11 protein-coding genes, 2 tRNA genes and 2 rRNA genes are annotated in these 13501 nt (G+C 42.2%); 10 read left to right on the top strand and 5 right to left on the bottom strand.

Features of this window, described 5'->3' with window-relative positions:
- The 6 genes from C9J47_RS14600 to C9J47_RS14575 all read left to right on the top strand — a co-directional run.
- A 23S ribosomal RNA gene (locus C9J47_RS14600) occupies window positions 1-174 on the top strand; the annotation flags it as partial.
- 122 nt (window positions 175-296) lie between these two features.
- Window positions 297-412 (top strand): 5S ribosomal RNA (rrf, locus tag C9J47_RS14595).
- A 100-nt stretch (window positions 413-512) separates the two neighbouring features.
- A tRNA-Asp gene (locus C9J47_RS14590) sits at window positions 513-589 on the top strand.
- Window positions 590-625: 36 nt separating this feature from the next.
- Window positions 626-702, top strand: a tRNA-Trp gene (locus C9J47_RS14585).
- 305 nt (window positions 703-1007) lie between these two features.
- A complete protein-coding gene (locus tag C9J47_RS14580; RefSeq protein WP_107254158.1) occupies window positions 1008-1343 on the top strand; it encodes a DUF1904 domain-containing protein in 336 nt (111 codons plus the stop codon).
- Between the two features lie 79 nt (window positions 1344-1422).
- The gene (locus C9J47_RS14575) at window positions 1423-2274 is read left to right on the top strand and encodes an endonuclease/exonuclease/phosphatase family protein (protein ID WP_107254157.1); all 852 of its coding nucleotides are present in this window, start codon (window positions 1423-1425) and stop codon (window positions 2272-2274) included.
- On the opposite strand, the gene C9J47_RS14570 is transcribed toward C9J47_RS14575, so the two are convergent.
- From C9J47_RS14570 to gloB, 3 genes are all read right to left on the bottom strand, one after another.
- Window positions 2255-2944, bottom strand: coding sequence for a Yip1 family protein (locus tag C9J47_RS14570; protein WP_107254156.1), 690 nt, complete (start codon window positions 2942-2944; stop codon window positions 2255-2257). The two genes, C9J47_RS14575 and C9J47_RS14570, sit on opposite strands and share 20 nt — an antisense overlap.
- A complete protein-coding gene (locus tag C9J47_RS14565) occupies window positions 2941-4512 on the bottom strand; it encodes a lytic transglycosylase (protein ID WP_107254155.1) in 1572 nt (523 codons plus the stop codon). The genes C9J47_RS14570 and C9J47_RS14565 overlap by 4 nt, the downstream gene beginning before the upstream one ends.
- Window positions 4513-4582: 70 nt before the next feature.
- On the bottom strand, window positions 4583-5341 hold the full coding sequence (gene gloB / locus C9J47_RS14560) for a hydroxyacylglutathione hydrolase (RefSeq protein WP_107254154.1): 759 nt from the start codon (window positions 5339-5341) through the stop codon (window positions 4583-4585).
- Window positions 5342-5382: 41 nt separating this feature from the next.
- On the opposite strand from gloB, the gene C9J47_RS14555 reads away from it, so the two are divergent.
- Window positions 5383-6126, top strand: coding sequence for a class I SAM-dependent methyltransferase (locus C9J47_RS14555; protein ID WP_107254153.1), 744 nt, complete (start codon window positions 5383-5385; stop codon window positions 6124-6126).
- A 58-nt stretch (window positions 6127-6184) separates the two neighbouring features.
- On the opposite strand, the gene rnhA is transcribed toward C9J47_RS14555, so the two are convergent.
- Window positions 6185-6655, bottom strand: a complete 471-nt coding sequence (rnhA, locus tag C9J47_RS14550) for a ribonuclease HI (protein ID WP_107254152.1) — start codon at window positions 6653-6655, stop codon at window positions 6185-6187.
- Window positions 6656-6694: 39 nt separating this feature from the next.
- On the opposite strand from rnhA, the gene dnaQ reads away from it, so the two are divergent.
- Both dnaQ and C9J47_RS14540 read left to right on the top strand, forming a co-directional pair.
- Window positions 6695-7435: a DNA polymerase III subunit epsilon gene (gene dnaQ, locus C9J47_RS14545; protein WP_107254151.1), complete on the top strand. Its 741-nt coding sequence runs from the start codon at window positions 6695-6697 to the stop codon at window positions 7433-7435.
- 7 nt (window positions 7436-7442) lie between these two features.
- A complete protein-coding gene (locus tag C9J47_RS14540) occupies window positions 7443-8696 on the top strand; it encodes a TIGR03503 family protein (RefSeq protein ID WP_107254150.1) in 1254 nt (417 codons plus the stop codon).
- 95 nt (window positions 8697-8791) lie between these two features.
- Here C9J47_RS14540 and fadE read toward each other — a convergent pair whose 3' ends face one another.
- Window positions 8792-11266 carry an acyl-CoA dehydrogenase FadE gene (fadE, locus tag C9J47_RS14535; RefSeq protein WP_107254149.1) on the bottom strand — a complete coding sequence of 825 codons (2475 nt, stop codon included), beginning with the start codon at window positions 11264-11266 and terminating at the stop codon, window positions 8792-8794.
- 474 nt (window positions 11267-11740) lie between these two features.
- Here fadE and dauA point away from each other — a divergent pair, with 474 nt between their 5' ends.
- Window positions 11741-13468 (top strand): C4-dicarboxylic acid transporter DauA, encoded by a 1728-nt coding sequence (gene dauA / locus C9J47_RS14530; protein WP_107254148.1) that lies wholly within the window; start codon window positions 11741-11743, stop codon window positions 13466-13468.
- Window positions 13469-13501 lie beyond the last annotated feature (33 nt).

Genomic DNA, 13501 nt, shown 5'->3' with positions numbered 1-13501 from the left:
GGAATCGATAACCGCTGAAAGCATCTAAGCGGGAAGCGAGCCCTGAGATGAGTCATCCCTGATACTATAAGTATCCTAAAGGGTTGTTGAAGACTACGACGTTGATAGGCAGGGTGTGTAAGTGCTGTGAGGCATTGAGCTAACCTGTACTAATTGCCCGTGAGGCTTAACCATACAACACCCAAGGGGTTTTTTACGGACTCCACGAACACTTGAATGGTGTTTGAGAACAGATTGTAGACTAGTTAGATTTCCAAGATTGCTATTGCCAGCTAGCGCTGACAATAAAGAATTTGTCTGGCGACCATAGCGCTGTGGCTCCACCTGATCCCATGCCGAACTCAGAAGTGAAACGCAGTTGCGCCGATGGTAGTGTGGGGTCTCCCCATGTGAGAGTAGGGCATCGCCAGGCGCCCAATTCGTTTTCATCTTTTTTTAAAAAAGATGAAAGCAAAAATAAAGCGGTGAACCGTTTTATTATAAGTAATAGCTTTATGCTGAATAGACACTGCGGAGTGGTAGTTCAGTTGGTTAGAATACCGGCCTGTCACGCCGGGGGTCGCGGGTTCGAGTCCCGTCCACTCCGCCATTAATTAAGACAAAGTTAAGTCTTTAAAATAACTACAGGGGTGTAGCTCCAACTGGCAGAGCAGCGGATTCCAAATCCGCGTGTTGGGAGTTCGAATCTCTCCACCCCTGCCATATTAAAGAAGGCTCATATCGAAAGATATGAGCCTTTTTGCTATCTGCAGCTAGAGAAAAGAGCAGCGGATTTCCCCACTATAAGAATGCGCGTGTTGGGAGTTCGAATCTCTCCCCTGCCTGTCCCGTCCTAAAATTTATCTATTAAATCTTACTGGGATAAATCGAGTTAAACTCTTCTCATGTCTATATTATTGACGAAAAGCGCGATTGTACCTTGGCTGACTAAGGGAAAAAAAGACTGCGTAGTGCATTGCTTTAGTGGTATTGTGTGGACTTTCCAGCTATCGCCCTTGGGAGTTTATATGCCTCATCTCCGTTTTCGCGCTGTTGAATTTGATATGGTCAAAGCATTATCAACAGCTTTAGTTGATGACCTTCAACCACTTATGGCGTGTCCTCGTGAAGATTTTACTCTCGAACATATACCTGCTTCATTTATCTTTGATGGTGAAGTCTCTGACGCATATCCATTTGTTGAAGTATTGTGGTTTGATCGAGGGCAAATGATTCAAGATCAAGTCGCTAATATCATTACACAGGTGATTCGTTCTGCTTTGCAAGATAACGAGCAAGATGTTGCCGTTATATTTTCTTCTTTAACGCCAAGTGCTTATTACGATAACGGCGAACATTACTGATTCAATTGCCTTTCTCTTTATTTTCATTTTATAGCAGTCCTATTGCTAGGGACAATGTCGATTTTAAAAGGTCGTTATAATGGCGCGTTATGCAAAAGTTGTTGCAGGGGTTGGGGTTGTCGCTGGCGTATTAGGTTTTGGGGCATTCAATGCATCATTTGATGTTTCGACAGCACCTGAAATCAGTGCAGAAGTACTTGCTCCACAATTTTCATTCAGCTGTATTGATAGCATACAGGGGTTACCGTTAGACCAGGATGGTACTTTCACTGTTTCTGTTTGGAATATTTATAAACAGCAGCGTGAGAACTGGCGCACTGCGTTAGAGGGATTCTCTCGTGATAGTGACTTAGTCTTGTTACAAGAAGCTAGCTTGAACCTTGATTTACAATCTTATCTTGAAGGTAGTGAGTGGAAGGTGCGTATGGCCAATGCTTTTAAATTTATGGATACACCTGCTGGTGTGATGAATTTATCTAATGTCGATGCCAAACAAACGTGTGCCTACTTGGCAATGGAACCGTGGTTACGTTTACCGAAGTCAGCATTATTGTCGCAATTTTCTTTATCAAACGGACAGACTTTAGCTGTGGTTAATTTACACGGTGTTAATTTTTCGATTGGTCTGGATGAATATAAAGCACAACTTGAAAGCTTGAAGTCTGTTCTTACAAAGCATATTGGCCCGATAATTTTAGCGGGGGACTTTAATACTTGGCGTCAGGGAAGAATTGATGTATTGAAGGCGTTTGCGCGGTCATTGCAGTTATCGGAAGTCATGCTGCGAAAAGATCAAAGAATAAAGGTATTGGGTAAGCCGTTGGATCATGTTTATTACCGAGGGCTGCGGGTGGTTACAGCTGAAGCACCGAAAACCGATGCTTCAGATCATAATCCGATTATTACAACATTTAGGCTACTAAAATCATAATTGGCCAGATAGTTAAGATAAGTAACCAAGGTAAAGCGGCAACAATTATTGCCTTTGCACGATCAAAGTCAGTCCATGCCGCTACCGAAGTATAAGTCAGTGCGATATACCAAGGTGCAAGTAAAGGGACTGTTGTGGCAAAGGGTGCCCAAGGGTGATTAAGCGGCAATTTTAGTAAGCCATTCAAGCTATTTAAATCTGCTGCATTAGGCATGATATTGTTTGAGTTAAAAAGGATATTAGTAAAACTTGCGATATCGCCAACCAAGGTGGGAAGCATGATAAAGCACGATGCAGCTAACCATTTCCCATAACTGTGTTTGTAACGATTGCCTTTGGTTGACAGGTTTAGCCAAAGTGCGAGTACAAAAACACAGACAGTTCGCCCAAAAATATCACTGAAAATTTCACCCGCAGTCAATACATCTTGTGTTAGCCAATCTTGCTCAATTAATTGACCATTATTCGATAATTGAGTCATCAATACCTGTTGCAGCCATGCCATATCGACATTATCAAAGTAGCTAAACCATACAAGTAATGGGCTTAAGATAATGATTAAATACGGGATAAATGCCCATTTAGGGCGTTCGTAGATTGCAGCAAAACAATCGATAGGTGATCGAAGTAAATCTAATAGAGCTACGAATGGATTTCTCGACGGTGTCATACACTTACCTTCGTTACATCAACATATAGCTTCAATTTTTGGCCTGGTTTTAAATATTTTTTTGCATTGATTTGATTCCATTTTACAACATCTGATACCTTGACGTTAAAGCGTTGTGCTATAAGGCTGAGATTATCACCTTGGCGGATCTCATAAAAGACTGTGCGAATGACACCACCTTCGTTTTGATCTTTCCAAATATTAAGCTTTTGCCCTATCTTGAGTGGGCTACTTTTGTTCAGGTTGTTCCACTTTGTAATCTGCTTTATCGAGACTTTTTGATTACGAGCGATTGTCCATAGGCTGTCACCCGATTTAACTTGGTAGATTGTTCTGTAACCACTGCCATGACTTTTTTGAGTACGAGCCTGTTGCATTTTACCTGTTGAGGTAAATTCAGCACCACTCTTCATTGCGACTGGGATCAGTAAGTGTTTACCAACACGAATGTTGGTAGTGTTCATCTTATTTGCTCGCTGGATCTCTTTGACCGATGTCTTATGTTTAGCTGCCAACCCACCTAACGTATCACCAGATTTCACCTTATAGCGAACGACCTTCATTCCTTGATTGCCGCTTTGGGCTAGTTTGGTATTAAAAGTATCGACTTTTTTGATGGGTAGAAGTAGGTGAGTGTGATTATCAGGAGCGGTTGCCCACTGGTTATAGCCTGGATTTAAGTTTTGAAGATCAGTGACATTCATTGCGGCATATTGAGCTGCTAGCGCAAGATCCATCTGAATGCCTGGTTCCACAACTTTAACGACTGGCTTATTAGCAATCGCTGGAATATCTAAACCATATTTCTTACTGTTTTTGATGACGTCAGCTACAGCGTACAGTTTAGGTACATAACCACTGGTTTCTTTTGGTAAATCTAGTGACCAGAAATCTGTTGGTTTACCTGCCGCTTTATTTTTACGAATCGCTCGGAAAACACGGCCTTCACCTGTGTTATAAGCTGCTAATGCATGTTGCCAGTTACCATCGAATTTACGATTAAGATATTCTAATAAATCCAGAGCGGCACGTGTAGACTCTACAACATCGCGACGACCGTCATACCACCAATTTTGCTCAAGACCAAAGCTACGACCTGTTGGGGGCGTAATTTGCCATAGACCTGCTGCACTGCCATGAGAATAGGCAAATTGGTCAAACGAACTTTCAACAATCGGTAATAAAGCGAGCTCAAGAGGCAAGTCGCGCTTTTCAATTTCTTCAGTGATGAAATACAGAAAAGGTTCAGCACGCTTAGCGACGGTTCTAAGGTGGGCTGGATTTTTTAAATACCAATTACGGTAATATTGTACTTGTTTATTATTTGGGATATCAGTTGTGATCTGCATGCTGATACGCTGCCACACATCACTTTGTTCTTGAGGTGTTGGTGCTTTTTCTTTTACGATCGGTTGTACCGTTATTTGTTGTTGTATTTCTAAGGCTGGTTGTTCAGAAACATGTGCAGGCTTGTCGCTTTTATTTGTTTCAGCCTGTTTTTCTGTTGTATTTGTAATTTGGCAACCAGCCAGTAATAGCGTACTCGCTAGTAAAATTCGTGACTTCATGACATCTGCTTATAGCCAAAGAGGTTGGTGATAATACTTGCCCAACCCCCAATGTTACAAGTGACCTGAATCAAAAATTGTCTTTCCATCTTCTTAGTGCGGCGAATGTTTCAAGGTCGCTGTCGTCAAATGCTTTATCTGCAACAGATTTTTTGATACTTGGCTGCTCACAACGTAAAAATGGGTTAACTAACTTTTCTTGTCGTAATGTGGACGGGATCGTACTAATGCCTTGTGCTCTCATACGACTTACATCTTCACGGTAGCGTTGTAAGTGAGGATTGTCTTGTTCTGCTACTAGTGCAAAGGCTAGATTACTAGATGTATATTCATGTGCACAGTAGATTTCAGTTTCATCAGGAAGAGAGGCCAGTTTCTTTAATGACTGAAACATTTGTGCTGGAGTTCCTTCAAATAAACGCCCACAACCAACAGAGAACAGTGTATCGCCGCAAAATAGTTTGCCATCACCGACATAGGCTACATGCCCAAGGGTATGACCAGGAACGCTTAGTACCATAAAGCGCTCACCAAATAGTTCTACTTGGTCACCATCTTCAACAGATTGGGATATACCAGGAATGGGCTCTGAAGCGGGACCGACAACATTAAGGTTAGGGTAATGGCGTTTGAGTTCACTGATTCCCCCTATATGATCATGATGGTGGTGGGTAATAAGAATGGCATCAAGGGTGAGTGATTGTTCTTCTAATACCTTGAGCACAGGTGTGGCATCACCAGGGTCAACAACGACGCAATGATTGTGTGAGTTGTGAATAAGCCAGATGTAATTGTCATTAAATGCGGGTATGCTTTGAACAGTTAACATGAATTTCTTCTCCAGCCTTTTTAAGGTGTTGAGCAATAATTATGAAGCCAGCACGGACATTAAAACATATTGAAGCCCCTTATTCATGGTCGCAAGTCGCGAACGGTGAATGGGCTGTTGAACTGCTTCAGTCTCGACTTGATGAGTGGTCGCCGAAACTATTTGGCTACCATATGTTAAAACTTGGCGGCTTAAGCTGTGAGTTAACAAGCCCGCATTGTAACATCCAACATCAGATATGTATTGATAAGCATAATCCCCTACACAATGTCATTGCTGATTCTTTTGACTTACCGTTTATTGAAAAGTCTTTTGATGCTTGCTTAGTTAGCCATCAACTTGATTATTGCTCTGATCCACACCGTTTACTTCGTGAGGTTGATAGAGTGACTGTTGATGATGGATATTTACTGTTAACTGGGCATAACCCCGTGAGTATTCTTGGGGTTAAAGGTTTACTGCCATGGAATCGAAAGAAATATCCATGGCTCGGTCGAATGTTTATGCCATACCGGGTAAAAGATTGGTTAAGTGTGTTGAATTATGAAGTTGTCCATCATGAGAATTTTGCCGTATTACCAGCAACGAAGCATTTGGCGTGCTCTGCTTGGGCTGAAAATATGTTGTCTGATTCATGCTCAATGATTGGCAGTATGTACTTTATTGTTGCACGGAAGCGTACATTTCCTTTAAAGCCCATAAAGCCGACATGGAAATTACGTCGTCAATTGTCGCCATTAAGAGTCAATTGCCGTACAAAAGCTAATCAGAAGATGTCTGATTAGCTTTGATTTAATACGGTGTGGCTGGTGTTTATGTTGCAGGGAACGCAGTAACTGTTGGCTACGGCTCTGGATTATAGCCAGTGTCATCTTGAGTTGGCTTTTCTGCGGCATTCCGGGCTAAAACATCACAGCGTTCATTTTCAATGTGCCCTGCATGCCCTTTAACCCAGTGCCAGTTGACGACGATATGACGTTGGGTTTCTGCATCAAGACGTTGCCACAGATCCGCATTTTTGACGGGCCTTTTATCTGCTGTTTTCCATCCACGTTTTTTCCAGTTGTGAATCCATTGGGTGATACCTTGGCGAACATATTGGCTATCAGTGGTTAACTCAACATGACATGCTTCTTTTAGATTCGACAATCCAACGATTGCTGCCAATAATTCCATTCGATTGTTGGTTGTCATAAAAAAGCCTTCGCTCAGTTCTTTTTCATGCTGTTTATAACGTAAAACGGTACCATATCCGCCGGGGCCCGGATTACCTAAACAAGAACCATCGGTGAAAACCTCTACCTGCTTCGTCATATTTGATAGTATTCGCTTAAGGAAAAACTTTAGTCTGACATGAACGCCACTATGAAAGCCACTAACCAAAGAATTATTGTACTCGATACTGAAACAACCGGTATGAATATGACAGGTCCTCATTATGAAGGGCATTGCATTATTGAAATCGGTGCGGTTGAGATCATCAACCGTAAACTGACCGGAAATAGTTTCCATGTTTATATCAAACCCGATCGAACCATTGAGGTGGAAGCGATAGGTGTTCACGGTATTACAGATGAATTTCTAATTGGTAAGCCTGTCTATAAAGAGGTTCATGACGAATTTTTAGAATTCATCAAAGGCGCTGAGCTTGTTGCCCATAACGCGCCCTTTGATGTCGGCTTTATGGATTATGAATTCAGAAAGCTAAACCCTAATATCGGTAAAACAGAAGATTTCTGTAAAGTGACCGATACGTTGGCGATGGCGAAGAAGATCTTCCCTGGCAAGCGTAATAATCTTGATATCCTTTGTTCTCGTTATGGTATAGATAACTCGCACCGAACACTTCACGGCGCACTACTCGATGCCGAGATCTTGGCTGACGTATACCTGTTAATGACAGGTGGGCAGACATCTCTCGCATTAAATGCTGAACGTGAAGAACGTGATGCTGGTGCAGAAAGTGAAGTTAAACGTATAGCTTCTGGGCGTAAATTATTAAAGGTTTTATGTGCCTCTGCCGATGAAATGGAAGCGCACGAATCGCGTTTGGATATCATTAGTAAAAAGAGTGACGTCATGTGGCGTCAGTAGGGGATCTATGCTGCAGCGGTTATTATTTCTAGCGATGTTATTGCCAGTACTCTCTTGGGCTAAAACCAGTGCTGAAATGTCGTGGCTAGATAATCGTTTTCGAGTTGATCCAACGGTTGAACAAGTTTCTTTCATTGTACAACGAGAGATCCCTAGTAGCTCTGTAGTACTTGTTCGCCCTGATGGCACTAAATATTATTCTTGGCGCCACCCTGAAAACCTTTCTTGGTATGAAGAGTCGGGAATGGATATTATCTCTATTGAAAATCCTATGCCCGGTCCATGGCAAGCTATAGGTAAAGTGACGTCCAATAATCAAGTGAAAGTGTTATCTAATTTAAAACTTGATGTCGATAATTTACCTTCCCGTTTATATCAATCGGAAACCCTAAAATTTACAGCTCGCCTTACAAATAAAGGGGAGCTACTGATGGATCGAGATTTCATCGATCGTATCAAACTGACTGTCGTATTATATGAGTATGTTGAGAGTGTAGATACGCTACCTAAAGAAGCTCAGCCTCAGCCTATTGTTATTGGTGAATTTTCTGATGATGGTATTGGGTTTGATGAGCGTCCAGGTGACGGTGTATTCACTGTCGCTTTACCTATTGATGTATTGCCGGGTAAATACCGAGTAAAGATAGCTTCTCGCAATGGCATTTTTCTACGTACGGTAGAACAAGAGGTACTGATCTATCCGCCTCCTATGACAGTGAGCTTTATTCAAGGACGGGATCGTAATGAAGCACATCAGCTAGCCGTTACCACAGAAAAAGGTGCGCTTGTTCCCGGCTCACTCGCAGCCCATGTAGAGCAAGAGAGCCCTGATGGGAATATAACGATTAGTCAAGGGCATGCAATACCGGATGAAGATGGATTACGCGTTACCATCCCTAATGGTCAAGAGCCTGGTGGTTATAGTTGGTCAGGTTGGTTGTATGCAACAGATAATTTAAGTGGAAGAGAGTTAATCTTCTCTTTACCCAAAAGTCACTTTGCCGTACTCGCTGAATTACAACTGGATCAGAATCTCGAACTATTTCGTTCACAGCAAGAAGCTAAAGCGTTAGCGATAGAACAAAAACGATTGGATAAAGAACGTAAGGCTGCACGTTCTAAAGCGCTTAAGATTATGATGATATCTAATACTGTTGTTATTCTTCTGGTGATTATCGGTGTGATATTATGGCGCAAGCGACAGTTTAAAAAAGCCTTAGAGAAAGAATCGTTGGTGCTGCCGACCGAGGTAACAGCGTAAATAGTCATCCTTAGGGATAGAAAAAGGGAAGCTAAGTGCTTCCCTCTTTTAATGCTTATCGTTGTGCCTTATCGGAATGAGGCATCACTTTTAGGTTATGCTGCATTACCAATATTTTCTTGATCGCTGTCATTATCTCGATCTAGGAGATAAGGTTTTGCTGCTAATTCTTCTGATTCAAAATCGTCGACATTGATGGTACGTAAACGCCCTTCCTCAGCTTTACGTAACATATTCGCTTCATCTTCATTAATTGCATTCAGCTCTAGACCTGTCATTGCGACTTTATCTAATTGCATAAATGGCAGTTTTTTACCTGCAGCTTGGCATACTCTGTCATACAGTGGTTCTGCTGCCAGAATATCTTTAAGCGCTAATTCAATCATACCCACTGCATTATTTTCAGTGGCTTCAAGGAATTGCCCACGACCAATTCGGCTACGTGATTCACAAGGTGTTTGAATGATACGAGCGACCTTGCTATCCAATTTATCATTAGGCTTTGAACGTCCCATACCTGTAGGGAAAAGAACGATACGTAGTGCACCAGCCACAAAGCGATTTGGGAAGTTAACTAAGAATTGGTCAAGGGCTTCTTCTGTTCTATACAGTGAATCTTGCAGCCCCCAATGTACAAGAGGTAAATCTTCTTGTTTACATCCATCATCTGCAAAGCGCTTAAGGGTAGCTGATGATAAGTAAAGTTGGCTTAATACATCACCAAGGCGTGCAGATAGGCGCTCTTTACGTTTAAGTGAACCACCAAGAACAGCCATAGAAATGTCAGCCACTAAAGCAAGGTTTGAACTATAACGGTTGAGTTGTTGATAATAGCGCTTAGTCTGATCTTTACGTGGCGCAGAAGAGCCTCGTCCATCTGTTATACCGAACCAGAATGATCTCACTATATTGCTAATGACAAAACCAACATGCCCAAATAACGCTTTATCAAAATCGTTTAGTGCTTGTTCTTTGTTTTCATTATAGGCAGCGTTCATTTCATCTAAGACATATGGATGACAACGAATTGCACCTTGTCCGAAGATGATCATTGAACGGGTTAAAATATTAGCCCCTTCAACGGTGACAGCAATAGGGGCACCTTGATAGCTACGCGCTAAGAAGTTGCTTGGTCCCATACATATTCCTTTACCACCGGCAATATCCATTGCATCGATGACGGAGTATTGGCTTCGATGCGTACAGTGATATTTAACGATGGCAGAGATAACAGATGGTTTCTCACCAAGATCGATGCCCGAAACTGTCATGCTACTCGCTGCATCCATGACGTAAGCATTGCCCGCAATACGAGCTAAAGGCTCTTCAATCCCTTCCATTTTACCGATAGGCAATTTGAATTGACGACGAATACGTGCATAAGCGCCTGTGGCCATTGCTGCTGTCTTAAGACCGCCTGTTGCGTTTGATGGTAATGTGATACCACGTCCTACAGAAAGGCATTCAACCAGCATGCGCCAGCCCTGACCTGCCATTTCTTGACCACCAATGATGAAATCAATAGGGACAAAAAGTTTTTCTGCTTGTGTTGGACCATTTTGAAATGGCACATTTAATGGGAAGTGGCGACGGCCAATTTTAACGCCATCAAGGTCGGTTGGGATCAACGCACAAGTAATACCCGGTGCTTCTTCATCACTGAGTAGATGATCAGGGTCAAATAATTTAAATGCTAAGCCGAGAACGGTTGCAACAGGTGCAAGGGTGATATAGCGCTTGTTCCAGGTCAGTTCCATACCTAGTACTTCTTCACCTTGCCACATTCCTTTTTTTACGATACCAAAATCAGGAATTGAACCAGCATCAGATCCTGCTTCAGGGCTTGTTAAAGCGAAGCATGGAATTTCTTTACCTTCAGCAAGTCTTGGAAGGTAATGATCCTTTTGTTCTTGTGTGCCGTAGTGTTGCAGTAACTCGCCAGGGCCTAATGAATTAGGTACACCTACTGTTGAAGATAATACACCCGAAACACCGGTTAGTTTTTGTAGTACTAATGATTGTGCATAAGCAGAATACTCGAGACCGCCATATTGTTTTTTTATGATCATTGCGAAGAATTTATGATCTTTCAAGTACTGCCAAACTTCAGGTGGCAGATCGGCAATTTCATGGGTGACATGGTAATCGTTTACCATGCGGCACACTTCATTTACAGGCCCCTCTAAAAAGGCTTTTTCTTCAGCGCTTAATCGTGGAGCTGGAATATCATGCATTTTGTTCCAATCAGGATTTCCTTTAAATAGGTCGGCTTCCCACCACACGGTACCTGCATCAATAGCTTCTTTTTCAGTGCGCGACATCTCTGGCATTACACCTTTGAAAGCTTTTAATGCTGTTTTACTAAGAAGGCTTTTTCGTAATGAAAAAATATTAAGAGGGATGGCAACAGCTAAGAATATCAACCAACTATATTGACCAACCACATTGATAGCTGACCCTATAGCGAGTGCTATCGCTAAAGTGAAGGTAAATGTTTTAAGGCTTGTTCTATGGTAGGCAAGTATGCCTGTAATTCCAATAAACCCTAGTAGATACACGAGCGTGACCATATTGATTCTCCTTATCGGGGGCAACACTTCACTCAGGGCTTAATAAGTTAGCGATGAAGCAAAGTGTTACTGCAATATCTTATTTTAATTATGGGTACAGTTGATCAAGGTAAGAGGTCTTACCACTTGTTAGAAGTGTAACGGGTTTTTTAATAAAATGTAAAATACTTTTCTGTTCTGAAAGCTGTTGGTTACATAACTAGATCGTTTCGGGCGTTGCTATACCTAGGTTTGATCAAGATCAGTGAGATGAATTTTTGTAGTTGCGAAATAAACTGATCCGATTAACATATAGGCCTAATGTGATGTCGTTCACGTTTATACTCGTTACTTTCAACGTAATGAAAGCTACTGAATGACACACTACCTTCTGCTGCCTTTCCTGATCGCCGACTGACAAGTGCCCGCCGGATCCTTCTTTCGGATTGCAGCTATTACTCTTTTTTCTTGTGTACGTAAGTGCAGGGGTTTGTCGTGTTCTTATTTCATGCTTTATCACAAGCGTGGAAGGATGGTTATTCCTTCTCTAAATTTCGTTCTGATGTTGTGGCGGGCATTACTGTGGGCATTGTTGCTATTCCATTAGGTATGGCATTAGCAATTGCGGTAGGTGTTCCTCCTCAGCATGGTTTATATACGGTTATCGTTGCTGGCTTATTGGCTGCGTTATTTGGTGGGTCGCGTTTTAATATAACCGGGCCGACGGCAGCATTTGTTGTGATATTACTGCCCATTACTCAGCAGTATGGGTTAACTGGTTTAATGCTGGCTACTTTTATGTCTGGCATTATTTTAGTCTTAATGGGGCTATTACGTCTTGGACAGCTGGTGGCTTATGTACCGTATCCAGTTACTACCGGATTTACCGCTGGTATTGGGTTGGTTATCGCATTCCTACAACTTAAAGATTTATTAGGGTTAGAAGTTGCGGGTAACCCTATTCATTTTCCTGAAAAAGTAATGGCTTATGCGAGTGCTTTACCTAGCATTCATTTCGCGGATGCTTTTATTGGTGTGGTCACCATCATTGTTTTTATTGCTTGGGCTAAATTAAAAACACGCATTCCACCGCACGTTGTTGCTTTGGTTATAGGCACCGTACTCGCACTCGTGATGAATCAATCAGGGGGAGTTCACGTAGGGTTATTGGGTGAAAAATTCCAGTATCAAATTGGTGATCTGATCGGGCAGGGGATTCCTCAAGTTATGCCGCAATTTAATGTTATTTGGCAAAATGACGTGGTGACTTGGTCTCTTGTTATTGAGTTATTACCTGCGGCATTTACCATTGCGATGTTAGGTTGTATTGAATCGTTATTATGTGCAGTTGTCGCTGATGGGATGACGGGAACGAAGCACGATTCTAATAGTGAATTGGTTGGGCAAGGTTTAGCTAACATGGTCGTGCCATTTTTTGGTGGTATTCCAGCAACAGCGGCTATTGCGAGAACGGCAACGAATATTCGTGCAGGCGCATTTTCGCCAGTATCGGCAATTGTTCATGCTGTGTTTGTGCTTGCAGCCATGGTAGCTTTAGCCCCTGCGCTGTCCTATGTACCAATGAGTGCACTGGCAGGCTTGTTAATTATGGTTGCATGGAATATGTCTGAAGCGCCGCATTTTGTTCATACATTGAAGGTGGCTCCACGTCGTGACATTGCTGTGTTGCTCATGTGCTTTTCATTAACGGTAGTCTTTGACATGGTCGTTGCCGTTATTGTTGGCTTATTATTGGCGGGGGTACTATTTATTCAGCGTATAGCCACATTAACGACGGTTACCGTAGTTGATAAAGGCCATGAGCATCTTGATTTTGGACCTGATGTGCTGGTTTATGATATCAATGGTCCATTGTTCTTTGCGGCCAGTGAGAAAGCATTTTCAGTTATTGAGCGTTCATCTATTGATACCAAGGTCGTGGTATTAGATTTTACCGATGTAACAACAATTGATATTACCGCTATTCATGCTTTTGAAAATGCCCTTGAGCGAATCAGCCATTACCCCGTTTACTTACTGGGTGTTGTACCGCATGTTGCAACTAAATTGGTCAACTCTGGTATTTTGAGTGCGGGTAATATTGCACTTTGCCCTGATGTTTCGTCGTTACGTGAGCATTTAGCGATAAACAATCACAATCTAGCCCTTCAGGAGTCGACACCTTCGACCGTTTCTTTGTACACTGCAGATTCAGGCATATAGAAACTTAAATGGATTGATAGGAGCATCTAGTAT

The sequence above is a fragment of the Photobacterium indicum genome (assembly GCF_003026215.1).
GTDB lineage: Bacteria > Pseudomonadota > Gammaproteobacteria > Enterobacterales > Vibrionaceae > Photobacterium > Photobacterium indicum.
The sequence above is the reverse complement of the archived record's forward strand: the minus strand, read 5'-3'. Positions and strand labels throughout refer to the sequence as shown.